The organism is Pseudomonas sp. FW305-3-2-15-C-LB1, assembly GCF_058787615.1.
Window position 1 is genome coordinate 793,338 of the sequence record NZ_JBYSZX010000001.1, and the last position, 26,804, is coordinate 820,141.

Below are 26,804 nucleotides of genomic sequence, written 5' to 3' on the forward strand. Positions count from 1 at the left end.
GCCACGACCGGGCCTGTATCTTGCTGTGAACAATGATCATCCATCGGCAACAGGGAGATCGAACATGGAGACAGGCACCGTACGCTCGGTCGAGCGCGCACTGGCAATCGTCGAGTTGCTGGGCGAGCACCAGGCCCTGGGGCTGGAGGAGTTGCATTACCTCACACGTCTGCCCAAGGCCACAGTGTCGCGCATGTTGCTGACGTTGCAGGAGCAGGGTTGGGTCTATCGCGGCTTGAGCGATCGTCGTTACCGCCTGCGTGCCCAACGTTTGTTCGGCGACACCCAGCAACGCTTCAAGCGCCAGGTGGTGGAAAGCGCAGCGCCTTGGCTGCTGGAGCTCAGTGAGCGCACCGGGTTGGTGGTGGATTTGTCCTGTTTTGATGGCGAGCGCCTGGAGGTCATGGAAAGCGCGATTCCCAGTGTGTTGCGCAAGCTCTACCCGAACAATTGCCAGATCGTCGGCCAGCACGCCAGCCTGTTTCATTCAGCGATGGGCAAGGCCTGCCTGACCCAATTGCCGGCCGAAGAGGTTCAACGTTTGGCGGGCCGTGACCGGGTGGCGGCGGACGAGCAGTACCAGGCCTGCGAACAAACCCAGCATCAGGGCTTCGGCCAGCGCACCGAGGGGTATTGGGAGTATCCGGTGCGCCTGCCGTTTCTGATTCGTGCCGTGGCCTTGCCAGTGCGCGCCAATGGTCGCTTGGTTGGGAGCATGGCGCTGCATTGGCCGATGCATCAGGCGCCGGTTGAGCGGGTGTTGAACCTGCACATGGCCAGTCTGGAGGAGACGGTGCGCGAAGTGCAGCGCGCATTGGCGTAACCCTCGCGATCCGGTTAAGGTTCGTCCAGGTTTTTCGCCCCACGAGTCTTCAATGTTCAACGCTTCTGTGATCAAACCCCTGGCTTTCGCCCTGTTGGCCGCCGCTGCCGTGCCTGCCCATGCCGACTGGTACCTGGATAACGAGTCCTCGCGGCTGTCGTTCGTCACCACCAAGAACACCGAAATCGCCGAAGTGCATCGCTTCCTGGTGTTGCATGGCAAGGTCGACAGCAAGGGCGCGGCGCAGCTTGAGGTGGAGCTGGAGTCCGTCAACAGCGGCATCCCGCTGCGCGACGAGCGCATGCGCAATCAGCTGTTCGAGATCAAGACGTTCCCCGAGGCGCTGGTCAACGCGCAAATCAACCTGCAACCCATCAACGACCTGGCCCCCGGCGCGCAGCTTGAATTGCGCCTGCCGTTATCGGTGACGCTGCACGGCAAGACCCAGACCTACAGCGCCGAGCTGCTGGCCACGCGCCTGGATGACCGGCGTTTCCAGGTGGTCACCCTGGAGCCGCTGGTGGTGCATGCCGAGGACTTCGACCTGGCGCCGGGTGTGGCCGCACTGCGCAAGGCGGCGGGGCTCAAGTCGATCAGTCTGTCGGTGCCGGTGGGTGCGGTGCTGATCTTTACGGCGCGCTGACGTGAGTGGCGCGGTGTTCCCGTGGCGCAGCGCCAACCGTTTCGAGTTGTTGATCGACGGGCCGAGTTTTTTCCCGCAGATGCTGGTGGGTATCGCCCGCGCCGAGCGGCAAGTCGAGCTGGAGTTGTACCTGGTGGAAGCCGGCGCCTGCGCCGAAGCCATGGTGCAGGCGCTGGTGCTGGCCGCCGAACGCGGTGTGCAGGTGCGCTGCCTGTTCGATGATTACGGCAGCCTGGCGTTTACCCTCGGGCTGCGCAGGCGCTTGACCGATGCCGGTGTGGAACTGCGCTTCTACAATCGCCTGCGCTGGCGCCGCTGGATGCGCAACCTGTACCGCGACCATCGCAAACTGCTGTTGATCGACCAGGACATCGCCTTTGTCGGCGGCACCGGCGTGACCGATGAATTCTGGACGCCGGGCAACGACAGTGCCGACTGGCACGAAGTGATGGTGCAAATCAGCGGCCCCCTGGTGCTCGACTGGCAAGCCCTGTTCGACCGCCAATGGCACGCCAACAACGCGCGCCGCGCCTGGAAACCCGCCACCCATTTCGGCTTGCCACGCTTACCCAGGATGCCCGCCACCGGACCGGGTCTGGGTCGTGTGGCCTATGCCGATGCCCGCCAACACCGGGACATTTTGCAATCGTTGATCCGTGCCTTGAACAGCAGCAAGACACGTATCTGGTTGGCGACTCCGTACTTCCTGCCGACCTGGGGCGTGCGTCGTGCTCTGCGCCGGGCGGCGGGGCGGGGTGTGGAAGTGCGTTTGCTGCTCACCGGCCCGCGTACCGATCACCCGTCCGTGCGCTATGCCGGGCATCGTTATTACCCACGTTTACTGCGTTCGGGCGTGCAGATTTTTGAGTATCAGCCGTGTTTCCTGCACCTGAAGATGGTGCTGGTGGATGACTGGGTCAGTGTGGGCTCGTGCAACTTCGATCACTGGAACCTGCGCTTCAACCTGGATGCCAACCTGGAGGCGTTGGACCCTGAGTTGACGCGGGCGGTGGCGGGCAGTTTCGAGCGGGATTTTGCCCAGAGCCAGGCGGTGAGCCTGGAGGCGTGGAAGTCGCGGCCGTTGTGGCGGCGGGTGAAGCAGCGGGTGTGGGGGTGGATTGATCGGTTGGTGGTGAACCTGCTGGATAGACGTGGCTAGCCAGTTCACTGGGAGGCAAATGTGGGAGGGGGCTCGCCCCCGATTGCAGGGTGTCAGTCACTGAAAATATTGACTGAACCACCGCTATCGGGGGCAAGCCCCCTCCCACATGTTTACAGCAGTTCGAAGGTTTGCTGTTGTACGTCCTGGGAATCCAACCCGATCTGCACATTGAACTCGCCTGGCTCCGCCGCGTACTTGAGCTGGGTGTTGTAGAACTTCAAGTCTTCCTCGGTGATGGTGAAGTGCAAGGTGCGCTCTTCGCCAGCCTTGAGCATGACCTTCTGGAAGTTCTTCAGCTCCTTGATCGGGCGGATCATCGAACCGGCCACGTCCTGGATATACAGCTGCACCACGGTTTCGCCATCGACCTTGCCGGTGTTCTTCACCGTCACGCTGGCGTCGAGCTTGCCGGTCTTGTTCAGGGTGGTGGACGACAGCGCCATGTCCGACAGGCCGAATGTGGTGTAGCTCAAGCCATATCCAAACGGGAACAGCGGCCCGGTGGTGTCATCGAAGTACTGCGAAGTGTAGTTGCCCGGTTTGCCTGGGGTGAATGGTCGGCCGATGGTCAGGTGGTTGTAGTAGGTCGGGATCTGCCCCACCGAACGCGGGAAGGTGATCGGCAGCTTGCCCGACGGGTTGTAGTCGCCGAACAGCACGTCGGCAATGGCGTTGCCGCCTTCGGTGCCGGCGAACCAGGTTTCCAGGATGGCGTCGGCCTGTTGGTTCTCTTCCAGAATCGACAGCGGGCGACCGTTCATCAGCACCAATACCAGCGGCTTGCCGGTGGCTTTGAGGGCTTTGATCAGGTCGCGCTGGCTTTGCGGGATGTTCAGGTCGGTGCGGCTGGAGGATTCGTGGGACATGCCACGGGACTCGCCCACGGCGGCCACCACCACATCGGCATCCTTGGCAGTCTTGACCGCTTCGTCAATCATCACTTGGGCAGGTCGGGTGTCATCGACCACTTCCGGCGCATCGAAGTTGAGGAAGTTCAGGTAGTCGACCACCGCCTTGTCGTTGGTGATGTTGGCGCCACGGGCATAGATGATCTTGCCTTTTTCGCCGATCACCGCGTTCATGCCGTCGAGCAGGGTCACCGATTGCTCGGGTTTGCCGGCGGCGGCCCAGCTGCCCATCATGTCGATCGGCGCCTTGGCCAACGGACCGACCAGGGCGATGGTCGCGGATTTTTTCAGCGGCAGGGTGTTGTCCCGGTTTTTCAGCAACACCAGGCTACGGCGCGCGATGTCGCGGGCCTCGCTGCGGTGTAGGCGGCTTTCGGCGTAGGTGTCGGCCGGGTCATCCTCGGCCTTGCCGATGCGCAGGTACGGGTCCTTGAACAGGCCCATGTCGTACTTGGCGCCGAGCACTTCGCGCACGGCGTTGTCGATGTCACGTTGTTCGATCTCGCCGGACTTGAGCAGGCCGGGCAGTTCCTTGCCGTACAGCGTGTCGTTCATGCTCATGTCGATGCCGGCCTTGATCGCCAGCTTGGCGGCTTCACGCCCATCCTTGGCCACGCCATGCTTGATCAACTCGAAGATCGCGCCATGGTCGCTCACGGCCAGGCCCTTGAAGCCCCAGTCCTTGCGCAGCAGGTCGTTCATCAGCCAGGTATTGGCGGTGGCGGGCACGCCGTTGATCGAGTTCAGCGCCACCATTACGCCGCCGGAACCGGCCTTGATCGCCGCGTGGTACGGCGGCAGGTAGTCCTGGTACATCTTGACCGGGCTCATGTCGACCACGTTGTAGTCGCGGCCGCCTTCCACCGCGCCATACAGGGCGAAGTGCTTGACGCTGGCCATGATGCTGTCGGCGTTCGCGGGGCTGACGCCCTGGAAGGCCTTGACCATCACTTCGGCAATGCGCGAAACGAGATAGGTGTCTTCACCGAAGCCTTCGGAGGTACGCCCCCAGCGCGGGTCGCGGGAGATGTCGACCATCGGCGCGAAGGTGATGTCGAGGCTGTCGGCGGCGGCTTCCTGGGCGGCGATGCGCCCGGAGCGGCCGATGGCGTCCATGTCCCAGCTGGAGGCCAGGGCCAGGCTGATCGGGAAGATGGTGCGATGGCCGTGGATCACGTCGTAGGCGAAGAACATCGGGATCTTCAAGCGGCTGCGCATGGCCGCGTCCTGCATCGGACGGTTTTCCGGGCGGGTGATGGAGTTGAACGTGCCACCGATGCGGCCGGCGGCGATTTCCTTGCGGATCAGCTCGCGGGGCATTTCGGGGCCGATGCTGATCAGGCGCAATTGGCCTATCTTCTCATCGAGGGTCATCTGCTTGAGCAGGTCGCTGACGAAGGCGTCCTTGTCCTTGAGCGCAGCAGGCTTTGTTTCTGCCCAGGCGGGGTGGGTGGCCAGCGTGGCAACAAGGCCGAGCAAACACAGCTTCTTCATGAATATCCTTTTTCGGCTCACTGCACAGCGAAAATGCGCTGTTCTGCCAAAATGTGGGGAACGTAATGTTGTTGTTCGAGTGTTATACCGACAAATGCCGCACACTTCGGAACTCTTATTAGCGGTGGGCATCTTTTTAGCTGATTGATTCGATGCAATCCAGTCGTGGCAGCGGATTATGCCTTACCGGTGCCCAATTCCATCAAGGTTCGCCAGGAGAAACACCATGCAAGCAGCACAAGGTTACCGCTGGGGCTTGAAAGCCGCGGTTTTGCTATTGATCGGTACGGTGCTCAGCGGTTGCGGCATCAACAACATCCCGACCCTGGACGAACAGGCCAAGGCCGCCTGGGGCCAGGTGCAGAACCAGTACCAACGCCGCGCCGACCTGATCCCCAACCTGGTGGAAGTGGTCAAGGGCTATGCCGCCCATGAGCAGGACACCCTCACCGCCGTGATCGAAGCGCGGGCCAAGGCCACCTCGATCCAGGTGGATGCCAGCACCCTCGACAACCCGGAAAAACTCAAGCAGTTCCAGCAGGCCCAGGACGGCTTGAGCGGCGCGCTCAGTCGTTTGATGGTGGTGTCCGAGCGCTACCCGGACCTGAAGGCCAACCAGAACTTCCTGGCCTTGCAATCCCAGCTTGAAGGCACCGAAAACCGTATCGCCGTGGCCCGTCGCGATTTCATCCAGGCGGTGCAGGCCTACAACACCGAGATCCGCACCTTCCCTGGCCGCCTGTGGCACAGCGTGATGTACAGCGACTTGCCGGTCCGCGCCACGTTTGAAGCCACCAGTGCCGATGCCGATAAAGCGCCGCAAGTGAAGTTCAAATAAGGCTGCGCTGAGGTGTCGATGCGTTTATTACGGATAGGCCTGGCGCTGTGGCTTCTGGCCTGCGTGGGCGTGGCCCAGGCTGCGCTGACTTTCCCGGCGCTGACCGGGCGGGTGGTGGACAACGCCCAGATGATCGACCCGGCCACGCGTGCGCAACTGACCCAGCAATTGCAGGCGCTGGAGCAGACGTCCGGCGACCAGATCGTGGTGGTCACCGTACCCGACCTGCAGGGTGTGCCGATTGAGGACTTCGGTTATCAACTGGGCCGCCAGTGGGGCATCGGCCAAAAGGGCAAGGACAACGGCGCGCTGTTGATTGTCGCCCGCGATGAGCGCAAATTGCGCATCGAAGTCGGCTACGGCCTGGAAGGTGTGCTCACCGATGCGCAGTCGTGGGTGATCATCAACCAGGTGATTGCACCCAAGTTCAAGGCCGGCAACTTCAGCCAGGGCATCAGCGACGGTGTGGCGGCGATGGTGCAGGTGGTGAGCGGCGAACCGCTGGCCGTGCCGGCCCATGTGGCGGACGCCAACTTTGCCAAGGATAATCCCGGGTTTTCCATCGGCCTGTTTATCCTGCTGATCGGCGTGTTGTGGCTGTGCAATCGCCTGGGCCTGCCGGTGGGCGCGATCCTGCTGGCGATTCTCAGCAGCAGCGGACGCGGCGGTGGTGGCGGGGGCGGCGGCGGTGGTTTCCGCGGCGGCGGTGGCGGCTTTGGCGGTGGCGGGGCTTCAGGCGGCTGGTGATGATAATAATGAGAGAGCAAGCACAACCATGGCATTACTGACTGAACACGAGCAGCGCCAAGTCGCTGAGGCGATCGCCCGCGTGGAAAAGACCACCGACGCGGAGCTGGTGACCGTGCTGGCCGCTCGCGCCGATGACTACGCCTACATCCCGCTGCTGTGGGCCAGCCTGATCGCGTTGGTGGTGCCGGGAGTGGTGCATTACCTGTCGGGCTACCTGACCATGTACACCTTGCTGCTGGCGCAATGGGCGACCTTCATCGTGCTGTGCCTGGTGTTCCGCCTGCCCAAGGTGACGACACGGTTGATCCCGCGTTCGGTGCGCCACTGGCGCGCCTCCAACCTGGCGCGACGCCAGTTCCTCGAGCAGAACCTGCATCACACCCTGGGCAGCACCGGTGTGCTGATTTTTGTCAGCGAGGCCGAGCGGTACGTGGAGATCCTGGTGGATGACGGCATTTCCAGTCGCCTGGATGACAGCAACTGGGATGGGATCGTCAAGGCGTTTACCCAGCAGGTGAAGCAGGGGCAGACGCTGGCGGGGTTTGTGGCGTGCATCGAGGCCTGTGGCGAGTTGTTGAAGGTGCATGTACCGGTGACGCAAACCCGCAATGAACTGCCCAATCGCCTGGTCGTACTCGAATAAAACTCAGTGTTGGGCAAAAAAATGTGGGAGGGGCGGTGCGACGGTTCGACTTGCCCCCTCCCACATTGGGTTCTGTGGTGTTCCATCCAATGACCACTGATCAAATAACCCCGTGCCCTGAATCACTATCCCCCCTAAAATGCCCGGCATTCCCTGCCCGAGGCGTTTTTGTTCATGTCTGTCACTGCTCAACCGGATCATCATGCCCAGTTCATCGAACTGCTGAGCGCAAGCCTCGCGCAGAATGCCTTTATCAAGCTGGTGCTGGCCAAGTACGTCGGCGATGAAGCCGAGTTGCAACGGCTGATCATCAAGCCGGTAACGGTCAAGGAGCAGCCGTGCCTGTCCTTCGTCTACCGCTACAAGACCCGCGATATCACCAAGAACTTCCCGGTGGCCGAGGGTGTGGCAGCGATTGCCGAGTTGCTGCCGGCCCCGTTCAAGAACGCGCACCTGCTGTCGCTGACCGACGAAGCCCAGCTGGAATACAGCAAGAAGAACAAAAGCTCGCTGTTCAGAAGCAAGCCGCAGCAACTGCGCGAAGCGCCATCGGCTGAGCATAACCGCGAGAAAAACCGCTTCCTTGACCTGAGCCGGCCGTTCCTCGCCGACCTGGGGGTGACTGATGCCCGGCAGGCGCTGATCCCGTCGATGTCGCGCAAATGGAAGCAGATCAACAAGTTCATCGAAGTGTTCAGCCATGCGCTGACCTCGTCACCGCTGAAGCTGGACCAGCCGGTGCGCGTTGCCGACTTCGGCTCGGGCAAGGGCTACCTGACGTTCGCCATCCACGACTACCTGCGCAACACCCTCAAGGCCGAGGGCGAAGTGACCGGCGTCGAATTGCGCGAAGACATGGTGGCCCTGTGCAACACCGCCGCCGCCCGCCTTGAGCACCCTGGGCTGGTGTTCAAGTGTGGCGACGTGCGTAGCGTGGCCCCCAGCGAACTGGAGGTGATGATCGCCCTGCATGCCTGCGACATTGCCACCGACTACGCGATCCACACCGGCATCCGTTCCGGCGCGTCGATCATCATGTGCTCGCCGTGCTGCCACAAGCAGATCCGCCTGCAGATCCAGAGCCCGGTGCTGCTCAAGCCGATGCTGCAATACGGCCTGCACCTGGGCCAGCAGGCCGAAATGGTCACCGACAGTTTGCGGGCGTTGTTCCTCGAAGCCTGCGGTTATGAGACCAAGGTGTTCGAGTTCATCTCGTTGGAGCACACCAACAAGAACAAGATGATCCTGGCCGTAAAGCGCTCAGAGCCACTGGACAACGCGCAGTTGCTGGAGAAGATCCAGCAACTCAAGGCGTTCTACCACATCACCGAACACTGCCTGGAAACCCTGCTGCGCGCGGAGGGTTACCTGGCCTGATCGGCCAATGCTACGGGCGCAGGTCGCACCGCCGTCTTGCGCCCCAGCATCACCGTCACGATCACCCCACACGCAAACAGCCAGGTTATCGGCTCGATGTGTTCACCAAAAAACAGCGCCGAAAACGCGATGGTGAAGAAGATCTGCAACAGCTGGATCTGGCTGACCCGCGCAATCCCGCCCATGGCCAACCCGGCGTACCAGGCAAAGAACCCCAGGAACTGCGAGAACAGCGACACATAGCCAAACGCCCACCACGCGCGCATCGAAATCGCGCCTTGATGCTGCGCCGCCAGGTACCACACCGGGCCGATCAGCACCGGCGTCGACAGCACCAGCGCCCAGCAGATCACCTGCCAGCCGCCCATTTCCTTGGCCAATCGACCGCCTTCTGCATACCCCAGGCCGCCCACCGCAATCGCACCGAGCATCAGCAAATCACCGGCCTGGATGCTACCGGCGCCGGTAATCAGCGCGTAACTCAACACCAATCCACTGCCCAGCGCTGCGCAGGCCCAGAAAGCTTTCGATGGCCGCTCATGGGACAGCCACGCCGCATACAGCGCCACGCACAGTGGTTGCAGGCCGTTGACCAATGCGCCGTGGGACGCCGGCAAGGTCTGCATGGCCCAGGCTGACAGCACCGGGAAACCGAGGATCACCCCCGCGATCACCAGGCACAGCCCGCGCACCTGGCGCCAGGTCGGCCAGCGTTCGCGGCGCCACAGCAACAGCGCCGCCGCCGGGATCGCCGCAAACAACGCTCGGCCCAGGCCGTTGAGCAACGGGTGGATTTCCTGCACCACGATGCGGGTGAAGGGCAGGGTTAGGCTGAAGATGATGACGCCCAGCAGGCCGAGGGCCATGCCGGTATTTTCGCGCGAACTCATGGGGCAACCAAAACGAGAGGGCTTCAAGGGAAGCCCATCTAGCCACATCCCCCGCCGGTTGCGGGCCTACAGCTGAGTGCGGATTTATCCGTACAGTTTTTCAGAAGAAGCGGGTGATGCTGACCTTGGCATCACGGCCCTTGGTGTAGGCGCGGTCGCCGCTCAGTGCCGGGCGGAAGTTGTTGTTGAACAGGTTGTCCACGGTGAAGTTCACCTCGGTGCCTTTCAGATAAGCCTGTTGGGGTTTCCATTTGGCGAACAGGCCCTGGGTGTTGTAGCGCTTGTTGCCGTACTGGTCGTAGAACAGATCCCCCACGCTACTGCCAGGGCCGCCGGAGTATTTATCACTGGGCAAACGTGTGGTTGCCCCGATGAACTGGCCCGTCCAGCCGACCTGGGCATCCCACGCCGGAATATTGGTGCCCACCACCAGCACCCATTTGGTCGGCGGAATATCGCGCGCGGCCACGTCCGGGCCCCACGGGTTGGTGTACGCACCTTCGTGGTCACCCTTGGCATAAGCGAACGATACCGAGCCGAACAGGTAGGTGGAGTTGTAGAACGATTCGAGCTCGAAGCCCTTGATGGTCAGCCCGCCGATGTTGCGGTAGTTGGACATGGCCCCCGGCGGGCAGGCGGTGGAGATGGTCCCGCCATTGATGGCCTGGTTCTGGCAGCCGACACCCGTGGCCTTGAAAATCTCGTCTTCGACTTTGTTGTGGAAGAAGGTGGTGCGCAGCTGCAGGTTGTCGTCATGAGCGATCAGGTTGTCGAAGCTGCTGACGCTGCCCACGCTGATCGAGGTGATGCGTTCCGGGTCGAGGTCGACGCTGGTGGCGGTGCGGTTGCCCAGGCCTTGAACTTCGTACTGCTCGTCGATCACCGGCGCACGCCAGGTCTTGCTCCAGTTGGCGAATAGCCCCAGGTTCGGGTTGACGGTCCAGAACACCGCCAGGCGCGGCGACCAGCCGGTGTAGGTGCGGTCGCTGTAATCGTGGCCGAAGGACGGGTCGGGATTGCTGTAGTACGGCGCATCGTTGGCTTCGCCACGGTTGCGGACATGGTCGTAGCGCATCGATGGCGTGATGGTGACGTCGCCCAGCGTGACGGCATCCTGTACGAAGAAACTGTTGGTATCGACCTTGCCATGGGGCATGAAGCCTGGCTGGAAATGCCCATAGTTATAGCGTGGGGTGTTGTACGTGGTACCCGGCATCCACATCTCGGTTTCGCGGATGTGCTTGCGGATTTGGCCGCCGACCGTGACGGCATGCTGCAAGGGACCTGTATCAAACAGGCTGACGTTGCGTATGTCGAGGTTCTTGTCGGTGTAGGCGGTGTCCATCTTGCGCCCGCCGGTGGCCAGTTGGAAAAACGCCGTGGCGTCGCGTTCGTCGGTCTGGTCGGTGTTGGACTGGGAGTACTTGACGGTCAGGTCCACCAGCGGGTTGTCCAGCGGGGTGTATTCATATTTGCCGGACCAGGTGGTGTCGACGGTGTCGCGGTGGGCCAGAAATCGCTTGAGTGCCGCTTCGTAGCCATAGCGGTCAATATTCGCCTGGGTGGGCGGCGTGGGATAGCTGGCGGCAGAAAACGGTGTCCAACGGTCGCTGTGTGAACGCGAGTAGGACAAGCCAACGGCGTGCTCTTCGGTGAAGTGGGCGTTGACCTTGAATAGCTTGCCGTCGACGTTCTGGGCGGAGTTCGGCAGGCGCTGGGGGTTGATCGGGTATTGGTTGTTCTCGTTGGGTAATTTGGCGGCCACCTTCATGTCGTCGCCGTCGCGTTGGGTCAGGTAAGCCAGGGCATCAAAGCGTCCGTCGTCGGTGCGACCATACACGGCGCTGCTGTAGACCTGCTCGTGGTCGTTGCTGGAGTAACCGTATTTGAGCATCGCACCGCTGTTGCGGCCGTCCTTGAGCAGGTCGGGGGCGTCCTTGGTGGTCATGTTGACCGTGCCGCCGAAACCGCCGTTGCCAGTGAATGGCGAGTTGGGGCCTTTCTCCACCTCAATGCTTTTGATCAGCTCGGGCTCGATGAATACGGTGCCTTGTTGATAGCGCTCAAAGCCGCTCTTGGTGGCGCCATCGACGGTCAGCGGCACGTCTTCGGCATCGCCAAAACCACGGATGTTGATGGTCTGGCCGCCAGGCTTCAGCGAACCGCCCTGGCTCACGCCGGGCAGGGTCTGCAGCAGGCTGGGGATGTTGTTGGACTGGTAGCGGTCGATGTCTTCCTGGCTCAGGGTCGAGCGGCCGACGGTGCTGGAGTCGACCTCGGTACCAGTGCCTATCACGCTCAAGGCGTCCAGTTGGATTGCGCCGCTGTTGGTGGTCTTGCCCTCATCGGGGCGCACGACATAAGTGCTGCCAACCTTGATCAGGGTGAACTCGCCGTTTTTCAGCAGGGTGCGAATCGCCACTTCCGGCGTAAAGTCGCCGTTGAGCGCGGGCGCCTGCACGTTCTTGAGCAGCTCTTCGTCGAACAGCAACTGGAGCTGAGCCTGCTGCGCCACCTGGCTCAGGGATGTGGCCAGCGCCTGGGCTGGCAGCGTGAATGCCTCGGCCTGGGCACTGAGGCTCAATACCAGGCAGCTGGCGAAGAGGGTCGGTCGAAGAAACAGGTGCGAAGCGTGGCAAGGCGCGCGAAACATGAAATCCCCCGGTATGGCCAACTGGCCGAAAAGGTGTGCGTATCGAACTCAGACCGGAGGAAGACGGTGCAGCTGAAAAAATCCACACCTGCGAATGCAAAATATTCTCAAATAAGAATTCAGTGGGGTTATTTGCTCGGTTCGATCCTCACGATGCCGTCGGTCGACATCACCGTTTTCACCGGCAGCAAGGCGGGCAGGGCGTTGAGCAGGGCGTCGGGATCATTCACATCCAGATTGCCCGAGACTTTCAGATGCGCCACGGTGTTACTGACCTGCAGTGGCGCCTGGGGGCGATACAGGCTCAACTCATCGACCAGGCTGGCCAGCTCGCGGTTGCGAAACGCCAGGTGACCACTGCGCCAGTCGGCGACCTCTTCGGGGGCGAGGGTCTGCTGCTGCAATGTGCCCTTGGCGTAGCTGAAGATCGCACGTTGCCGGGCGCCCAGCAGGGTGATGGGGCTTTTCGCGTCCGGCTCGAAGGCGACCTGGCCATGGGCGACGCTGACCACCAGTTGCTGCTGGCTGCGGCGCACATCGAAGCCGGTACCGACCACGCGCACATTGGCCTCGCCGGCTTGCACGAACAGCGGCCGTTCCTTGTCGGCGGCCACTTCGATGTACAGCTGGCCCTTGTCCAGGTGCAGGATGCGCTGGTGCGCGGTGAAATCCACGCGTACGCGGGTGTTGGCATTCACATACAAGGTGCTGCCATCGGGCAGGTTGAGGGTGCGCATGCCTTTGGCATGGGCCGCGACCTGGGTGTGATACAGCTCGCGGGGGGCGCCGATAGGGGTAGCCAACACCGCGCACAGCAACGCGGCGGCCACGGCCAGGGCAGGGCGCCACACCGACGGTTTGCGCTTGGGCAGCGCCATGGGTTTGTTCAGTTGCTGCAATTGGGCCAGGTCTGCCCATAGTTGCTCGAATTCGGCATAGGCGCGGGCATGGGCGGGCTCGGCCTGCCAGGCGGCAAAGGCTTTTCGCTCGGCACGCCCCACGCCATTGCGGTTGCGCGCAAACCAGCTGGCGGCTTGGGCATCGATGGCGTCGCTGTCTTCGATGTCCTGCACGTCAGTGTCGCTCAGGCGGTTCATTCTGGCTGCTCCGTGCCGGGTTCGTGTTGAAGGCGTCGCTTGCAATGCAGCAGGGCAAAAGCGATGTGCTTTTCCACCATGCTGGTCGAAATGCCCATGCGCTCGGCGATCTGCGCCTGGCTCAGGCCTTCGAAGCGGTGCAGCATAAGGGCTTCTCGCCTGCGGGGCGAGAGTTCGGCGAGGACTTCTTTCAACTGTTCCAGGCGTTGCAACCGTTGCGCGGCGGCCATGGGGTCGTTTTGCTCGTCGGTGACAGGCTCCGCATCCATTTCGGCCTGATCAGAGTGGACGGTGTGCCGTACCTTCTGTTTGCGCCAGTGATCACGCAGCATGTTGCGCGCCATCTGGAACAGAAATGCCCGTGGCTGCTCGACCTTGGCCCGGTCGCGGTAGTCCAGCCACTGTGTGAAGACATCCTGGGTCATGTCCGCCGCGTCGCTGGCGTTGCCCGTGCGTTTGCGCAGGAAATACAGGATGTCTGTATAAAACCCGCGAAAGGCATCGGCCGACAACGGGTCGGGCTTGGGACGAGACATGGATATCCTTCTTGACGAAGCACGACGTGGAAAAGTCGTGAATGATATCGAGAACTATTGTCATTTGTCATTCGGATAAATGACAGTTCACTGAGTCCATGGCTGGTAATCAGCCGGGTATGACCTTTAATCCTACAAGCAGGTGAACAAAATCCCACTTAATAAGGAGAGAGTCATGGCTGGATGGTATGAGTTGAGCAAAAGCGGCAACGGGCAGTTCCGTTTCGAGTTGAAGGCGGCGAACGCAGAAACCATTTTGACCAGCGAGCTTTACGTCACCCGCAACGCAGCCGAAAACGGTATTGTTTCCGTGCAGACCAACAGCCCGCATGACGAGCGCTATGAGAAAAAAGTGGCCAGCAATGGCCAGCCGTTTTTTAACCTCAAGGCTGCCAATCACCAAGTGATTGGTACCAGCGAGCAGTATTCCTCGACAGCGGCACGGGACAATGGCATTGCAAGCGTAAAGGCCAATGGCCCGACGACCACGATCAAAGACAAGACTTGAAAGTGTCGCGAAAACCAAAATGCCCCGGCTCGCAAGAACCGGGGCGTTTTTTCAGGCGACGTCCAGCAGCGCCTTCAATTGATTGCGTGCTGTTTCAGCCAATGGGAACACCGGCAACCGTGGATCACCCGCTTCCAGCCCGGTCAACCGCAGCCCGGCCTTGATTGTCGCCGGTAACCCGCCCTTGAGGATGAACTCCAGCAATGGCAACTGGCGGTAAAACAGCGCCTGGGCCTGGGTCAGATCATTGCTCAATACCGCATCGTACAAGTCCAGGTTGAGCTGTGGGATCAGGTTCGGCGCCGCCGTACACCAACCCTTGGCGCCCGCCACGAAGGCCTCCAGCGCCAGCGGGTTGCAGCCGTTGTAGAACGGCACGTCGCTGTGGCGATGCAACTGGTGCATGCGCTGGATATCCCCGGTGCTCTCCTTGACCATGGTCACGTTGGCCACTTGCTTGATGATGCGCAGGATCAAGTCCACCGACATGTCCGTGCCACTGGTGGCCGGGTTGTTGTAGAGCATGATCGGCACGCCGATGCTGTCGCCGATCGCGGCGTAGTGGGCGAGGATTTCCGCTTCGCTGAGCTTCCAGTAAGACGCCGGCAGCACCATCACCGCATCGGCGCCATTGGCCTCGGCGTAGCGCGCGCGGCGCACGGCCTTGGCGGTGGTCAGGTCGGACACGCTGACGATGGTCGGTACGCGCCGGGCAATCTTGGCCAGGCTGTAGGCGCTGACTTCATCCCACTCGGCATCACTCAAGTAGGCGCCTTCGCCGGTGCTGCCCAACGGCGCGATGGCGTGTACGCCGCTGGCGATCAGGCGGTCGATGGAACGGCCCAGGGCGTCGAGGTCGATGCGTTGGCCGTCGGCGCTGAACGGGGTGATGGTGTAGCCGATGATGCCGTGGATGGTTGGGCTGGACATGGAAAGTCTCCGGTCGAAAAAGGGCAGATCAGTTCAGGCAATCGGCGTGTTGGCGCAGGTTCTGCCGTGCGTAGTAGTTGAACGCGGCGCCATGGCGCTTGGGCCGGGAAATCCAGGCATGGGCCTCGCGACCCAGCGCCGGCAGGATCGGCTTGATGGTGCCGGCCGCCATCGCCAGCAACTGCAACTTGGCCGCGCGCTCGATCAACTGCGCGATCACACAGGCTTCCTCGATGCTCGCCCCGGTGGACAACTGGCCGTGGTGCGAGAGCAGGATCGCGCGTTTGTCACCCAAAGCCGTGGTGATGATTTCACCTTCTTCGTTGCCCACCGGCACACCCGGCCAGGTCTCCAGGAACGCGCAGTCTTCGTACAGCGGGCAGAGATCCATATGGGACACCTGCAACGGGACTTCCAGCATCGACAGCGCGGCGATGTGCGTGGGGTGCGTGTGGATGATGCAGTTCACATCCGGCCGCCCACGGTACACCCAGCTGTGAAAACGGTTGGCCGGGTTGGGAATGCCGTGGCCTTCCAGCACCTCAAGATCCTCGTTCACCAGCAACAGGTTGCTGGCGGTGATCTCGTCAAACCCCAGGCCCAGTTGCTGGGTGTAATAGGTGCCCTGTTCCGGCCCGCGCGCGGTGATCTGCCCGGCCAGGCCGGAGTCGTGGCCGTTCTCGAACAGGATGCGACACGTGAGCGCCAGCTTTTGCCGGTCGGTCCACGTATTATCCGCCAGGGTGTTTTGCATCTGGGTCAGCGCTTGCTTGACCAGTTGGTCTTTCGGGAGTGCTAATGTCTTGGCCATATCGGTGTCCTTTGGAGGGTTCAATGGACGTCGGATTTGCTGTCTCCCGCTGCTCGCAAGGTCGTTGGGTGAAGGCAAATGACACTAAAGATGCTATATGACACTTTGTGTCATTGGCAAGCACAGCTCATCGCTTACTGCATGGATTAACCGCAGCGCATGTCTATCCGTTTGAAATTATTGAGAAAAAAACTTGGCGTCACCCTGGAGGCCCTGGCCGAAAAGTCCGGGATGACCAAGAGTTATCTGTCCAAGGTCGAGCGCGGGCTCAACACGCCATCGATTGCCGCCGCGCTGAAACTGGCCAAGGCATTGAACGTCAAGGTCGAGGAACTGTTCAGCGAAGACAGCGTCAGCCTGGACAGCTACAGCCTGGTGCGCAGCCATGAGCGGCCCGACACCTCGCCCGGTTATGCGGTGCTGGCCCATCAGGTCAGTGAACGCAGCCTGCTGCCGTTCATCATCTACCCGCCGGCGGAGTTCACCGACAAGACCTTCAAGGAGCATCTGGGCGAAGAGTTTCTGTTCGTGCATGAAGGCCAGGTAGAGGTGGACTTCATGAATGAACGGGTGATCCTGAAGCGGGGCGATGCATTGCACTTCAATGCGCAGAAGCCCCATCGGTTGCGTTCGGTGGGGCCGGTGCAGGCGCAGCTATTGGTGGTGGTGCACAGCGGCCAAGAGTGATCAGCGTTCGACAGGAACTGACAGCGCCGGATTACCCAATGGATGGGTACGCGCCGCAAAGAACTTCAGCGCCACTCCAGCCCCATCGAACAATTGCGAATACCGCCGCTTCTGCTGACGAATAAACCCATCGCTGCGCCCCGACACCGAGATTGCCAGGGTTGTCACATCGGCCTGGCGAATCGCATCCACCAAGTGCTGATCCTGCTCCCCCAGCTCGTGGCCAAAGATGCACAGCGCGCCCTGGTGGTTCAGCAGTTGCTCATAACAGAACGACAGGTAATCCGAGCTGCGGATGGTCTTGAGCTTCTCTTGCACCTTGCCCTCGCTGACGAACAGCGGCACATCGTCCAGGGTCTTGATGGTGTTGTTGATCGCAAAACTGCTGAGCAAGGTGCTGTCGGTGGTCGGCAGTTTGCGCGCGGTGCCGTCGAGGTTGCGCACCAGGTGCAGGCCGCCGTGCAGGTACAAAATACGCGTGGCGTCGGTACGGGTGTTGCGCAGGTCGAAGCTGGCGTCGGCGCTGCGGAACAGATCGTCGATGCCCGGCGCGTGCAGGGTCGCCCAGTAGTTGAGCAAGTCGTAGTTGCTGGTGAACACCGTCGCGTAGTGCTGCAACTCCGTGTTGAGGGTCGCCAGCGTCGACGGTTGCACCAGGCGCCAGGGGATATGCACGGCGTGGATGGTATTGATCAACGCTTCCTTGATCGCGTAATAGCGGTTGCGCGGTGCCGCCGAACTGACGGCCAGGGCCTTGTTGACCCGGCTGGTGGTCTTCAACGCGCCCAGGGCCTGCTCGAAGCTGCGGGTTTGCAGGGCATCGAACACGCTGAGTTCGGATTGGCCGAGGGGTTTTTCTTCGACGGTGCGAGCGTTTTCGAACAGCGAGTCGTAGGCAAAGTCTTCCCAAATCGTGCGGCTGGCGCCGTTGCCGATCAGAATCCCGCTGAAGTCGAGGCTCGCGCGCAGTGCGCTCCAGTCTTCAAGGTGGGCGTCTATATCCTGGAAATCCTTCATCGGGGCGGGTCTACTCGAAATCGGCTGAACGGTGACTTTATCACGAGCGAGCGTTGATCCTGATCAAGATGCAGAACGCGTCATCGGTTGATTCTGTAGGCATAAAGCCTCTGAGGATTGACCATGAGCAGCACCTTCTTCATCCCCGCCGTCAACATCATGGGCACCGACTGCCTCGACGAAGCCATGATCGCCATCCGCAACTATGGTTTTCGCAAGGCGTTGATCGTCACCGATGCCGGTCTGGCCAAGGCCGGCGTAGCCAGCATGATCGCCGAGAAACTGGCGATGCAGGACATCGATTCGGTGATCTACGACGGCGCCAAGCCCAACCCCAATGTGGACAACGTCGAGAAAGGCCTGGCGCTGTTGCAGCAGAGCGCCTGCGATTTCGTGGTGTCCCTGGGCGGCGGCTCGCCCCACGACTGCGCCAAGGGTATTGCGCTGTGCGCCACCAACGGCGGGCATATCGGCGACTACGAAGGCGTCGACCAATCGAGCAAACCGCAACTGCCGCTGGTGGCCATCAACACCACCGCCGGCACCGCCAGCGAGATGACCCGCTTCTGCATCATCACCGACGAAAGCCGCCACGTGAAAATGGCCATTGTCGACCGCAACGTCACGCCGCTGCTGTCGGTCAACGACCCGGCGCTGATGGTCGGCATGCCCAAGGGCCTCACCGCCGCCACCGGCATGGACGCGTTGACCCACGCCATCGAAGCCTACGTGTCCACCGCCGCCACACCGATCACCGACGCCTGTGCGATCAAGGCCATCGAACTGATCAGCGCCAACCTGCGCCTGGCCGTTCGCGACGGCACCGACAAGGCCGCACGGGAAAACATGGCGTACGCGCAGTTCCTCGCCGGCATGGCGTTCAACAATGCATCCCTGGGTTTCGTACACGCCATGGCCCACCAACTGGGCGGTTTCTACGACCTGCCCCACGGCGTGTGCAATGCGGTGTTGTTGCCCCACGTACAAAGCTTCAACGCCAGCGTCAGCGCCAAACGCCTGAGCGACGTAGGCCGAGCGTTGGGTGCGGACATCAAGGGCATCACCGATGAAGAGGGCGCCCAGGCCGCCATCGCCGCGATTCGCAGCCTGGCCCACGACGTCGAAATCCCGGCGGGGTTGCGCGAACTCGGCGCCAAACTGCAGGACATTCCACTGCTGGCGACCAACGCGTTGAAGGATGCATGCGGCCTCACCAACCCACGCCGCGCGGACCAGCGGCAGATCGAGGAGATCTTTCGCAGCGCGTTTTAATCCATCCGACAACGGGCGACGCATATCGATGCGGCGCCCGCCAACACCACACATAAAACCGCCAACGGCCAGGCCTGTTGACTCACCAGCAGGCTCGCCACGCCGCCGATCAACGCGGCCATCAACTGATGCATGAAGCCGCTCAACGCCATGGCGTAGGAGCCGCTCACCGGTGAGGCATCGTTGGCCAGGGACAAACTGATCGGGTAACTCATCGCTTGGCCCAGCACCGCCACGCAGTAAGGCAGCCACAGCAAGACAGCGATTCCGCCAGCAAACACACTGCTCAGCAACATCACAGCCGTTCCCGTTAGAACCAGGGTCATGCCCCAACCCATCATTTTCAGCCGCCCCGTGCGAGCGACGAAGCGATTGACCATTAATGCCCCCGCCAGATACGCCACGCTGATTGGCCAACCCAGCCAGCCATATTGCGCCGCGCTCCACTCGAAACGCCCTTGCAGAATCAACGGTGCACAGGTGTTGAAGGCGATGATCACCCCATAACCCAGGCCACCGACCAACGCCGCGTGCAGAAACGGCGGATGCTGCATGATCATGGCGTAGATACGCCAGGCAGATGCCGATGTATCGACCTTTACCCGTGCAGGGAATATCACCCGGTTCAACACCAGCATCAAACCGACTGCGCCAATCGCCAATCCGTAGAAGATCGCCTCCCAGCCGAAGACCACCTGCAACAACGACCCAACGAATTGACCGATGCCCAAAGCAATCACGAAAGTCATGCCCAGCCATGTCAACGCTTTTGCCAGCAATGCACCGCTGAAGCTGTCACGCACCAACACCCGCGCCATCACCGAAACACCGCCTGCCCCCAACCCTTGAACCAGCCGCAACGCCAAGAAGACTTCAACGCTGAACGCCGAGGGAATCGCCGCACTCGCTAGCGCATACACGCAGAGCGCCGCCAACAGCACCGGCTTACGCCCAAAGCGTTCGCCCAGGCTGCCCCACAGCAACATCGGCAATGCCATGCCGACCAAGTAGATCGCCAGCGCCAGCGCGACGTGGTCTTCGGCGGCGGGGAGTGCATTTGCAATCGTGGGGACGGCGGGCAGGTAGCTGCTGATGCCGACTTGGGCGAGGAAGGCGGCACTGCAGGCTATGACAAGGGTGGTGGTATTTTTCAAGACGAGGAAACCGCCAGCGTGAGTTCTGAACAAATCGTCGGAAGTCGGGTTATATGAATCGTGCCGTTTGAAACTCTTCATTTTTGAAACGTGTGTAATTCAGCGAGCACGTTTATTTTCTTCTATCAGACTCAGGAGCCTTGAGCAAAATAAACGTATTGTTTCATGGGTCATATCTTGCAACGATTAAGGTTTGATCGTCTAGCGTTTGAAAATCAGGGCGGATGAAGCCTTTTCCTTTCTCCCCAAAAGCCGACAGAGCATGCGAGTCGTCCAGATATAAAAATAGACCATAGCGGGATTTAAGGTAGATCAAACCGTCAATATCCGCCTTTCCACCCATGCTGTAGATGCCATCGGCTACGTAGGCGACTTTCTTGTGTTTCTTACATGATTCTTCAATGAAGTCTATGTCATTATGCGGCGCTGTTATTACTTCTGTTTCATCCGCGCACGAGGCCTTCATATAGTTCATTGAATAGTGAGAATGTCTGTCGAATATCATCGTAGGGGGGACGTTTTTGGTAAACGCTCCGCTGGCAAGTAAGGGCAGTAATCCAGCGCTGGCCGCGCTGCAAGATAAGGTGCTCAGACAGATTGAGTCGAAGAGCGTTGAAAGCGCTGTTTCATATTGTTCGAGCATGTCCAGCTTGCATCTATTTTTTGAGTTCGCTACTCGCAGGGTCTTGGCTTTGAGTATCCCTTCGATAGCGCCATCCAGTATTTGCTGGTTGTAATCAAGTCCGAGGTAGGAGGTGGTGCAGAAATGTTGAAGTTCACGGCCGTATTGGTCGACAAAGCAGTTGTTGCTTTTGATGATTGCATTAAGTTCACAGGTTAGTCCTTCTTTGGCCGATTCCCAGTCTTGGTTGGAGGTTTGAATGATTTTTTTATAGTTTGAGAATTTGTTGGTTGACCTGGAGCTTTCCATTTTTCTGTCCTTGGCGATGGAGAGAAATAACACTAATGGGAATTTTTTTGAAGGTTAAGTCAGGACTTTCTTTTTGAGGTGACAGTCGGCGGATATTTTGATGTGTGTAACTTCCTACAATTTTCATTGGCGTGTATTCATCTGCACTGAATGGGTAACGAGATCAAGGCGTTTTTTATCGTGGTGTTTCGAGCTATACCCAGAGGCGTCGTACGATTTGATGAAGTCACCTGTCACCATATTGAGTAAGGTGGTAGTGCAAGGGCCTAATGTGACGATAGCCTCCGAAGACCTGTCTCTCAGGTAGTCAAAACCAGCGGGATGAAGGGAGTAGTGGATGAGAGTTCTGTTATTCGGTGCCACCGGCATGGTCGGCCAGGGCGTGCTGCGGGAGTGCCTGCTGGCCGCCGACGTGCAGGAAGTGGTCGCCGTCGGTCGCACGCCCCTGACCCAGGAACACGGCAAGCTGCACCAGGTGTTGCACAGCGACATGCTGGATTTCCAACCCCTGGAAAACCTGCTGCAAGGCTTTGATGCGTGTTTCTTCTGCCTCGGCGTTTCATCGGCGGGCATGAATGAAGCCAGGTACACCCACCTCACCTACGACCTCACCCTGGTCGCCGCCAGCACCCTGGCGCGGCTCAACCCGCAGATGACCTTTATCTATGTGTCCGGCGCCGGTACCGACAGTTCCGAGGCGGGCAAGTCGATGTGGGCACGGGTCAAGGGCAAGACCGAGAACGCTTTGCTGCGCCTGCCGTTCAAGGCGGTGTATGTGTTTCGGCCGGGGGTGATCCAGCCGCTGCATGGCGTGCGCTCGAAGACGCCGTTGTATCAGTGGTTTTATTCCGTGCTTGGGCCGTTGCTGTCGTTTGTACGGCGGCTGAAACCGGGTTGGGTGGTGAGTACCGAGACGGTGGGCCGGGCCATGTTGCAGGCGGCCAGCCACGGCGCACCGCAGCCGGTGGTGGAACAGGCCGGGATCAACCGGCTGGCCAGCGAGCGTCGCTGATGCTGCACAAGAGTCTGGTGCGTCGGCTGGACCTGATCACGCTGCAGTTGTTCGTAGCGGTGTTCGAGGAAGGCACGCTGACCCGTGCCGCCAACCGCGAAGCCATCGCCGTGTCCGCCGCCAGCAAGCGCTTGATGGAACTGGAGCAGGTGCTGGGCGTGAGCCTGTTCGTGCGGCGGGCCAAGGGCATGGACCTGACGGCTGCCGGTGAAACCCTGCTGCACCATGCGCGGCAGATGCTGTTCAACGTCGAGAAGATGGGCCTGGAACTGGGCGAACACAGCCATGGCGTGCGCGGCTATGTGCGGATGTTGGCCAATCTGTCGGCGATCATTGAGTTCCTGCCGGAAGACCTGCGGGACTTTTCCGAACTGCACCCCGCAGTCAAAACCGATCTGGAAGAACGCCCCAGCAAAGGCGTGGTGCAGGGCGTACTGGATGGCGTCGCGGACCTGGGGATCTGCTCCAGTGACACCGACACCAAAGGCCTGCCCAGCGTGACCTATCGCCACGACAAACTGGTGGTGCTGATGCCGAAGGATCATCCACTGGCGAGCCGCGAAAGCCTGGCCTTCGCCGAAACCCTCGACAGCGACTACGTCGGCCTGCACGCCGCCAGCTCCATCAATATGCGCACCCACGCGGCTGCACGCGAGGCGGGCAAGCTGCTGCGCCTGCGCATTCACGTGCCGGGGTTTGATGCGATGTGCCGGATGGTGCAGGCCAATATGGGCATCGGCATCCTGCCGCAGAAAGCCTATGAATTATTTGGTCGCGCACTGGGTTTGCATGCCGTACCACTGACGGACGATTGGTCGGATCGCAGCCTGATCCTGGTGGTGCGCGATGAAACCCAACTGTCACCGGTCAGTCGACTGTTGTTCGATTATTTGAGCGTTCGCGTTTAGCGAACGCTGCTTGCCAACTGACGGTTGGATTTCTCCTGCATCGGCCCTCTAGTCTTGGCGGCACATTCCAAGAATAAGAGGTACACCCGATGACGGCTCCCCTGAGCGGTATCAAGGTGATCGAGATCGGCACCCTGATTGCCGCGCCGTTCGCCGCCCGGCTGATGGCCGAGTTTGGCGCCGAGGTGATCAAGATCGAAGCCATGGGCCAGGGCGACCCACTTCGCAAATGGCGAAAGCTGCACGAAGGCACGTCGCTGTGGTGGTACCTGCAATCGCGCAACAAGAAGTCCCTGGCGCTGGACCTCAAGTCCCCGGAAGGCCTGGACCTGATCAAGCAATTGCTCGGCGACGCCGACGTGCTCATCGAAAACCTGCGCCCCGGCGGCCTGGAAAAGCTCGGCCTCGGCTGGGACGTGCTGCACGCTCTCAACCCGAAGCTGACCCTGGTGCGTATCTCCGGCTATGGCCAGACCGGCCCTTACCGCGACCGTCCGGGTTTCGGCGCCATCGGCGAAGCCATGGGCGGCATCCGCTACACCACCGGCAACCCGGACTCGCCACCGGCGCGGGTCGGCGTGAGCCTGGGGGATTCGTTGGCTTCGCTGCACGGCGTGATCGGCGCACTGATGTCGCTGCTGCGGGTCAAGACCGGCCAGGGCAATGGGCAGATTGTCGATGTGTCTCTGGCCGAAAGCGTGTTCAACCTGATGGAAAGCCTGGTGCCGGAATACGACATGCTCGGCCATGTGCGTGAACGCAGCGGCGGCGCCTTGCCGGGCATTGCGCCGTCCAACACCTACCTGACCGCCGACGGGGCCTACGTGGTGATCGCCGGCAACAGCGACCCGATCTACAAGCGCCTGATGCACACCATCGGCCGCGCCGACCTGGCCGAAGCGCCCGAGTTCGCCCACAACGATGGCCGCGCCGCCAAGAGCGGTTTGCTCGACGCCGCGATTACCCACTGGACCAGCAGCCTGCCCATCGAGCAGGTGCTCAGCGCCCTGGAAGCCGCCGAAGTGCCGGCCGGACGCATCTACTCCGTGGCGGATATCGTCAGCGACCCGCATTACCAGGCGCGTGAGATGTTGCTCAATGCCGAGCTGCCCGGCGGTGTATCGGTGAAGATGCCGGGCATCGTACCCAAACTGTCGGAAACCCCCGGCGGCGTGAACTGGCAAGGCCCGACCCTGGGCCAGCACACCGACGAAATTCTTGGCAGCCTGGGCCTGGCCGGTGCCGATATCCAACGCCTGAAAACCTCGGGAGTGGTGCAATGATTTCAGACTATTGCGACCCGCTGATCGTGCAGGAAGTCTCCCCGCGCGATGGCCTGCAAATCGAGCCGACCTGGGTCGAAACAGCGGACAAGATCGCCTTGATCGATCAGCTTTCCCTCGCCGGTTTCTCACGGATCGAAGCCGGTTCATTCGTGTCGCCCAAGGCCATCCCGGCGTTGCGTGATGGCGAGCAGGTGTTCCAGGGCATCGACCGTAAACCGGGTGTGATCTACGTGGCGCTGATCCCCAACCTCAAGGGCGCCCAGCGCGCCATCGAGTCCCGTGCCGATGAATTGAACCTGGTGATGTCCGCCAGCCAGACCCACAACCTGGCCAATATGCGTATGCGTTGTGAAGCGTCGTTGGCGGCGTTTGGCGATATCACGCGCTTTGCCGCCGACCATCCGGTAAGGCTCAACGGCAGCATCGCCACCACCTTCGGTTGCCCGTTCGAGGGCAGGATCGATGAAGACCGCGTGCTGCGCATCGTTGACGCTTATCTCCAATTGGGCATCCAGGGCATCAGCCTGGCCGACACCACGGGCATGGCCAATCCGCGTCAGGTCGAACGCCTGGTCAAGCGCGTGTTGCAGCGCGTATCCGCCCGTGACCTGACCCTGCATTTCCACAACACTCGCGGTCTGGGTTTGTGCAATGTGCTGGCCGCTTATGAGGCCGGTGCCCGTCGCTTTGACGCGGCGCTCGGCGGCTTGGGCGGCTGCCCGTTTGCGCCGGGGGCGTCGGGCAATATCTGCACCGAAGACCTGGTGAACCTGTGCGACGAAGTCGGGATTCACACCGGGATCGATCTGCCGCACCTGCTGCACATGTCCCGCCGCTTGCCGGCCCTGCTGGGCCACGACCTGCCCGGCCAGGTCGCCAAGGCCGGGCGCAACGGCGACCTGCATGCGCCGCCGGCCTACATCGCCACGCTGTAACGCCGTACCAGACAACAAAAACAATCGGGCGCCGCTGAGCAGCCCGCTGGAGAGAAACCATGAGCACTCATACGTTGCAGGCCGGCGCGCGCCCGGCCGCAGAAATCAATGCCGAAAAAGCCCTGGTCAGCAAGGTCGCCTGGCGCCTGATGCCGCTGATCATGGTGTGCTACCTGTTCGCGTTTTTTGACCGGATCAACATCAGCTTCGCCAAGTTCCAGCTGCAAGCCGACCTGAGCCTGAGCGACACCGCCTATGGCCTGGGGGCCGGGCTGTTCGTGGTGGGTTATGTGATCTTCGAAGTGCCGAGCAACATGATGCTGTACAAGGTCGGCGCCCGGCGCTGGATTGCGCGGATCATGATGTCGTGGGGCCTGGCCACGGCGGCCATGGTGTTTGTCACGGCCGAATGGCAGTTCTACGGGCTGCGTTTCATCATCGGTGCGATGGAGGCGGGGTTCGCGCCGGGCGTGCTGTATTACCTGACGTTGTGGTTCCCGCAGCACTTCCGTGGGCGTATCACGTCGATGTTGTTCCTGGCCTCGGCGTTTGCCGGTCTGGTCGGTGCACCGTTCTCCGGCCTGGTGCTGGAACACCTCGACGGCGTGTTGCAAATGCGCGGCTGGCACTGGCTGTTCCTGCTCGGCGGCTTGCCTTGCATTGGCCTGGGTTTGCTGGTGCTGACGTTGCTCAAGGATCGCATCGAAGACGCCCATTGGCTGACGCCGGCGGAGAAGACGTTGCTGGCAAGCCGTATCGCCAAGCACGAGCCGAACCAGCACGGCGGTTCGCTGCTGTCGGCGATCCGCATCCCCGGGTTCCTGATGCTCGGTTTTATCTACTTCCTGATCCAGGTGGCGTCCTACGGCCTCAACTTCTGGGCGCCGCAATTGATCCGCAGCGCCGGCACCCAGAGCCCGGTGATGATCGGCCTGCTCACGGCGATTCCTTATGTGTGCGGCGCCATCAGCATGGTGGTAATCGGGCGGCTGTCGGATGCCACCGGCGAGCGGCGCAAGTTTGTCTGCGGCCTGGTGGTGCTGGGGGCGATAGGCTTTTTCAGTGCCGGGATTTTTGCCGACCACACCACCTTCCTGATCATCGCCCTGGGCATGTTGGGCGCGGGTATCATCGCCTCGATCCCGACCTTCTGGACCCTGCCACCCAAGTTGCTGGCCGGCGCCGGTGCAGGCGCGGCGGGAGGCATTGCGGTGATCAATACCCTCGGGCAGTTCGGCGGCATTGTCAGCCCGGTGATGGTAGGGCGGATCAAGGACCTCACCGGCAGCACCACCCCGGCGCTTTACGTGATCGGCGTGTGCGCGCTGTTGGCGGCGGCGCTGTTGCTGTGGGGGCTGCCGCAGAAGTTGCGCACCCTCGATAAAGGCTGATCGGCCCATTGAGGGCGAACACTGCAACGGTGGCAAGCCCGCCTGATTCGGTGACGACCGTTCGTCGCACTGACAAGTTTTTTCTAAACCTTTACCGCCCTCAAAATTCGAAATGAGGGCGGGGTGTATTCCTCGCCCCTATTTTTGC

At 61.1% G+C, this 26,804-nt stretch carries 24 protein-coding genes and 1 pseudogene; 15 read left to right on the forward strand and 10 right to left on the reverse strand.

What is annotated here, in order from left to right; all coding sequences use genetic code 11:
- Window positions 1–64: 64 nt before the first annotated feature.
- Genes AC3WP7_RS03640 through AC3WP7_RS03650 form a run of 3 tightly spaced genes read left to right on the forward strand, consistent with a single transcriptional unit; the run spans window position 65 to window position 2,625 of the window.
- A complete protein-coding gene (locus AC3WP7_RS03640) occupies window positions 65–823 on the forward strand; it encodes an IclR family transcriptional regulator (protein WP_092241314.1) in 759 nt (252 codons plus the stop codon).
- Window positions 824–875: 52 nt separating this feature from the next.
- Complete coding sequence (locus tag AC3WP7_RS03645; protein WP_092241316.1) at window positions 876–1,466, forward strand: YceI family protein; 591 nt, start codon at window positions 876–878, stop codon at window positions 1,464–1,466.
- A gap of 1 nt (window position 1,467) precedes the next feature.
- Entirely contained in the window at window positions 1,468–2,625 is a 1,158-nt protein-coding gene (locus AC3WP7_RS03650) for a phospholipase D-like domain-containing protein (RefSeq protein WP_071488890.1), read from the forward strand.
- A gap of 113 nt (window positions 2,626–2,738) precedes the next feature.
- On the opposite strand, the gene bglX is transcribed toward AC3WP7_RS03650, so the two are convergent.
- The gene (bglX, locus tag AC3WP7_RS03655) at window positions 2,739–5,030 is read right to left on the reverse strand and encodes a beta-glucosidase BglX (RefSeq protein ID WP_102593128.1); all 2,292 of its coding nucleotides are present in this window, start codon (window positions 5,028–5,030) and stop codon (window positions 2,739–2,741) included.
- Between the two features lie 226 nt (window positions 5,031–5,256).
- Between bglX and AC3WP7_RS03660 the strand changes: the two genes are divergently transcribed.
- From AC3WP7_RS03660 to AC3WP7_RS03675, 4 genes are all read left to right on the forward strand, one after another.
- Window positions 5,257–5,868, forward strand: coding sequence for a LemA family protein (locus AC3WP7_RS03660; protein ID WP_058425190.1), 612 nt, complete (start codon window positions 5,257–5,259; stop codon window positions 5,866–5,868).
- 18 nt (window positions 5,869–5,886) lie between these two features.
- On the forward strand, window positions 5,887–6,615 hold the full coding sequence (locus AC3WP7_RS03665) for a TPM domain-containing protein (protein ID WP_092241318.1): 729 nt from the start codon (window positions 5,887–5,889) through the stop codon (window positions 6,613–6,615).
- 28 nt (window positions 6,616–6,643) lie between these two features.
- The gene (locus AC3WP7_RS03670) at window positions 6,644–7,261 is read left to right on the forward strand and encodes a TPM domain-containing protein (protein WP_071488893.1); all 618 of its coding nucleotides are present in this window, start codon (window positions 6,644–6,646) and stop codon (window positions 7,259–7,261) included.
- Window positions 7,262–7,435: 174 nt separating this feature from the next.
- On the forward strand, window positions 7,436–8,638 hold the full coding sequence (locus tag AC3WP7_RS03675; protein WP_093119218.1) for a class I SAM-dependent methyltransferase: 1,203 nt from the start codon (window positions 7,436–7,438) through the stop codon (window positions 8,636–8,638).
- On the opposite strand, the gene AC3WP7_RS03680 is transcribed toward AC3WP7_RS03675, so the two are convergent.
- The 4 genes from AC3WP7_RS03680 to AC3WP7_RS03695 all read right to left on the reverse strand — a co-directional run bounded on the left by AC3WP7_RS03680 (window position 8,626) and on the right by AC3WP7_RS03695 (window position 13,814).
- On the reverse strand, window positions 8,626–9,528 hold the full coding sequence (locus AC3WP7_RS03680; RefSeq protein WP_071488895.1) for a DMT family transporter: 903 nt from the start codon (window positions 9,526–9,528) through the stop codon (window positions 8,626–8,628). The genes AC3WP7_RS03675 and AC3WP7_RS03680 overlap by 13 nt on opposite strands.
- Before the next feature lie 100 nt (window positions 9,529–9,628).
- Complete coding sequence (locus tag AC3WP7_RS03685) at window positions 9,629–12,181, reverse strand: TonB-dependent receptor (RefSeq protein WP_102593065.1); 2,553 nt, start codon at window positions 12,179–12,181, stop codon at window positions 9,629–9,631.
- Window positions 12,182–12,309: 128 nt separating this feature from the next.
- Complete coding sequence (locus tag AC3WP7_RS03690) at window positions 12,310–13,278, reverse strand: FecR family protein (protein ID WP_102593064.1); 969 nt, start codon at window positions 13,276–13,278, stop codon at window positions 12,310–12,312.
- Window positions 13,275–13,814 carry an RNA polymerase sigma factor gene (locus AC3WP7_RS03695; RefSeq protein WP_102593063.1) on the reverse strand — a complete coding sequence of 180 codons (540 nt, stop codon included), beginning with the start codon at window positions 13,812–13,814 and terminating at the stop codon, window positions 13,275–13,277. The genes AC3WP7_RS03690 and AC3WP7_RS03695 overlap by 4 nt, the downstream gene beginning before the upstream one ends.
- 175 nt (window positions 13,815–13,989) lie before the next feature.
- On the opposite strand from AC3WP7_RS03695, the gene AC3WP7_RS03700 reads away from it, so the two are divergent.
- Window positions 13,990–14,322, forward strand: a complete 333-nt coding sequence (locus tag AC3WP7_RS03700) for a YegP family protein (protein ID WP_093119210.1) — start codon at window positions 13,990–13,992, stop codon at window positions 14,320–14,322.
- A gap of 51 nt (window positions 14,323–14,373) precedes the next feature.
- On the opposite strand, the gene AC3WP7_RS03705 is transcribed toward AC3WP7_RS03700, so the two are convergent.
- Complete coding sequence (locus AC3WP7_RS03705; RefSeq protein WP_092241328.1) at window positions 14,374–15,252, reverse strand: dihydrodipicolinate synthase family protein; 879 nt, start codon at window positions 15,250–15,252, stop codon at window positions 14,374–14,376.
- A 28-nt stretch (window positions 15,253–15,280) separates the two neighbouring features.
- Window positions 15,281–16,063, reverse strand: a complete 783-nt coding sequence (locus AC3WP7_RS03710) for an aldolase (protein WP_071488901.1) — start codon at window positions 16,061–16,063, stop codon at window positions 15,281–15,283.
- A 159-nt stretch (window positions 16,064–16,222) separates the two neighbouring features.
- Here AC3WP7_RS03710 and AC3WP7_RS03715 point away from each other — a divergent pair, with 159 nt between their 5' ends.
- Window positions 16,223–16,750 (forward strand): helix-turn-helix domain-containing protein, encoded by a 528-nt coding sequence (locus AC3WP7_RS03715; protein WP_102593062.1) that lies wholly within the window; start codon window positions 16,223–16,225, stop codon window positions 16,748–16,750.
- Here AC3WP7_RS03715 and AC3WP7_RS03720 read toward each other — a convergent pair whose 3' ends face one another.
- Window positions 16,751–17,767 (reverse strand): DUF4917 family protein, encoded by a 1,017-nt coding sequence (locus AC3WP7_RS03720; RefSeq protein WP_093119206.1) that lies wholly within the window; start codon window positions 17,765–17,767, stop codon window positions 16,751–16,753.
- A gap of 123 nt (window positions 17,768–17,890) precedes the next feature.
- Here AC3WP7_RS03720 and yiaY point away from each other — a divergent pair, with 123 nt between their 5' ends.
- Window positions 17,891–19,039: an L-threonine dehydrogenase gene (gene yiaY, locus AC3WP7_RS03725; protein WP_092241334.1), complete on the forward strand. Its 1,149-nt coding sequence runs from the start codon at window positions 17,891–17,893 to the stop codon at window positions 19,037–19,039.
- Here yiaY and AC3WP7_RS03730 read toward each other — a convergent pair.
- A complete protein-coding gene (locus AC3WP7_RS03730) occupies window positions 19,036–20,193 on the reverse strand; it encodes an MFS transporter (protein ID WP_093527587.1) in 1,158 nt (385 codons plus the stop codon). The two genes, yiaY and AC3WP7_RS03730, sit on opposite strands and share 4 nt — an antisense overlap.
- A 178-nt stretch (window positions 20,194–20,371) precedes the next feature.
- Window positions 20,372–21,124: pseudogene (locus tag AC3WP7_RS03735) on the reverse strand (PLP-dependent aminotransferase family protein); the annotation flags it as partial.
- 337 nt (window positions 21,125–21,461) lie between these two features.
- Between AC3WP7_RS03735 and AC3WP7_RS03740 the strand changes: the two are divergent.
- The 5 genes from AC3WP7_RS03740 to AC3WP7_RS03760 all read left to right on the forward strand — a co-directional run bounded on the left by AC3WP7_RS03740 (window position 21,462) and on the right by AC3WP7_RS03760 (window position 26,656).
- Window positions 21,462–22,136, forward strand: a complete 675-nt coding sequence (locus AC3WP7_RS03740) for an NAD(P)H-binding protein (protein WP_093512101.1) — start codon at window positions 21,462–21,464, stop codon at window positions 22,134–22,136.
- On the forward strand, window positions 22,136–23,044 hold the full coding sequence (locus AC3WP7_RS03745; protein WP_092241342.1) for a LysR family transcriptional regulator: 909 nt from the start codon (window positions 22,136–22,138) through the stop codon (window positions 23,042–23,044). Before AC3WP7_RS03740 ends, AC3WP7_RS03745 begins: the two co-directional genes overlap by 1 nt.
- 89 nt (window positions 23,045–23,133) lie before the next feature.
- Entirely contained in the window at window positions 23,134–24,327 is a 1,194-nt protein-coding gene (locus AC3WP7_RS03750) for a CaiB/BaiF CoA transferase family protein (protein WP_102593061.1), read from the forward strand.
- Entirely contained in the window at window positions 24,324–25,265 is a 942-nt protein-coding gene (locus tag AC3WP7_RS03755; RefSeq protein ID WP_093119197.1) for a hydroxymethylglutaryl-CoA lyase, read from the forward strand. Before AC3WP7_RS03750 ends, AC3WP7_RS03755 begins: the two co-directional genes overlap by 4 nt.
- 59 nt (window positions 25,266–25,324) lie before the next feature.
- Window positions 25,325–26,656, forward strand: a complete 1,332-nt coding sequence (locus AC3WP7_RS03760) for an MFS transporter (protein WP_092241348.1) — start codon at window positions 25,325–25,327, stop codon at window positions 26,654–26,656.
- Window positions 26,657–26,804 lie beyond the last annotated feature (148 nt).

Bases quoted from the DNA above. Each gene is read 5' to 3' on its own strand.
- AC3WP7_RS03645 (WP_092241316.1), top strand. From the start codon at position 876: ATGTTCAACGCTTCTGTGATCAAACCCCTGGCTTTCGCCCTGTTGGCC.
- AC3WP7_RS03755 (WP_093119197.1), top strand. From the start codon at position 24,324: ATGATTTCAGACTATTGCGACCCGCTGATCGTGCAGGAAGTCTCCCCG.
- AC3WP7_RS03710 (WP_071488901.1), bottom strand. From the start codon at position 16,063: ATGGCCAAGACATTAGCACTCCCGAAAGACCAACTGGTCAAGCAAGCG.
- AC3WP7_RS03675 (WP_093119218.1), top strand. From the start codon at position 7,436: ATGTCTGTCACTGCTCAACCGGATCATCATGCCCAGTTCATCGAACTG.
- AC3WP7_RS03740 (WP_093512101.1), top strand. From the start codon at position 21,462: ATGAGAGTTCTGTTATTCGGTGCCACCGGCATGGTCGGCCAGGGCGTG.
- AC3WP7_RS03720 (WP_093119206.1), bottom strand. From the start codon at position 17,767: ATGAAGGATTTCCAGGATATAGACGCCCACCTTGAAGACTGGAGCGCA.
- AC3WP7_RS03670 (WP_071488893.1), top strand. From the start codon at position 6,644: ATGGCATTACTGACTGAACACGAGCAGCGCCAAGTCGCTGAGGCGATC.
- AC3WP7_RS03750 (WP_102593061.1), top strand. From the start codon at position 23,134: ATGACGGCTCCCCTGAGCGGTATCAAGGTGATCGAGATCGGCACCCTG.
- bglX (WP_102593128.1), bottom strand. From the start codon at position 5,030: ATGAAGAAGCTGTGTTTGCTCGGCCTTGTTGCCACGCTGGCCACCCAC.
- AC3WP7_RS03685 (WP_102593065.1), bottom strand. From the start codon at position 12,181: ATGTTTCGCGCGCCTTGCCACGCTTCGCACCTGTTTCTTCGACCGACC.
- AC3WP7_RS03745 (WP_092241342.1), top strand. From the start codon at position 22,136: ATGCTGCACAAGAGTCTGGTGCGTCGGCTGGACCTGATCACGCTGCAG.
- AC3WP7_RS03680 (WP_071488895.1), bottom strand. From the start codon at position 9,528: ATGAGTTCGCGCGAAAATACCGGCATGGCCCTCGGCCTGCTGGGCGTC.
- AC3WP7_RS03695 (WP_102593063.1), bottom strand. From the start codon at position 13,814: ATGTCTCGTCCCAAGCCCGACCCGTTGTCGGCCGATGCCTTTCGCGGG.
- AC3WP7_RS03690 (WP_102593064.1), bottom strand. From the start codon at position 13,278: ATGAACCGCCTGAGCGACACTGACGTGCAGGACATCGAAGACAGCGAC.
- AC3WP7_RS03700 (WP_093119210.1), top strand. From the start codon at position 13,990: ATGGCTGGATGGTATGAGTTGAGCAAAAGCGGCAACGGGCAGTTCCGT.
- AC3WP7_RS03715 (WP_102593062.1), top strand. From the start codon at position 16,223: ATGTCTATCCGTTTGAAATTATTGAGAAAAAAACTTGGCGTCACCCTG.
- AC3WP7_RS03660 (WP_058425190.1), top strand. From the start codon at position 5,257: ATGCAAGCAGCACAAGGTTACCGCTGGGGCTTGAAAGCCGCGGTTTTG.
- AC3WP7_RS03665 (WP_092241318.1), top strand. From the start codon at position 5,887: ATGCGTTTATTACGGATAGGCCTGGCGCTGTGGCTTCTGGCCTGCGTG.
- yiaY (WP_092241334.1), top strand. From the start codon at position 17,891: ATGAGCAGCACCTTCTTCATCCCCGCCGTCAACATCATGGGCACCGAC.
- AC3WP7_RS03705 (WP_092241328.1), bottom strand. From the start codon at position 15,252: ATGTCCAGCCCAACCATCCACGGCATCATCGGCTACACCATCACCCCG.
- AC3WP7_RS03760 (WP_092241348.1), top strand. From the start codon at position 25,325: ATGAGCACTCATACGTTGCAGGCCGGCGCGCGCCCGGCCGCAGAAATC.
- AC3WP7_RS03640 (WP_092241314.1), top strand. From the start codon at position 65: ATGGAGACAGGCACCGTACGCTCGGTCGAGCGCGCACTGGCAATCGTC.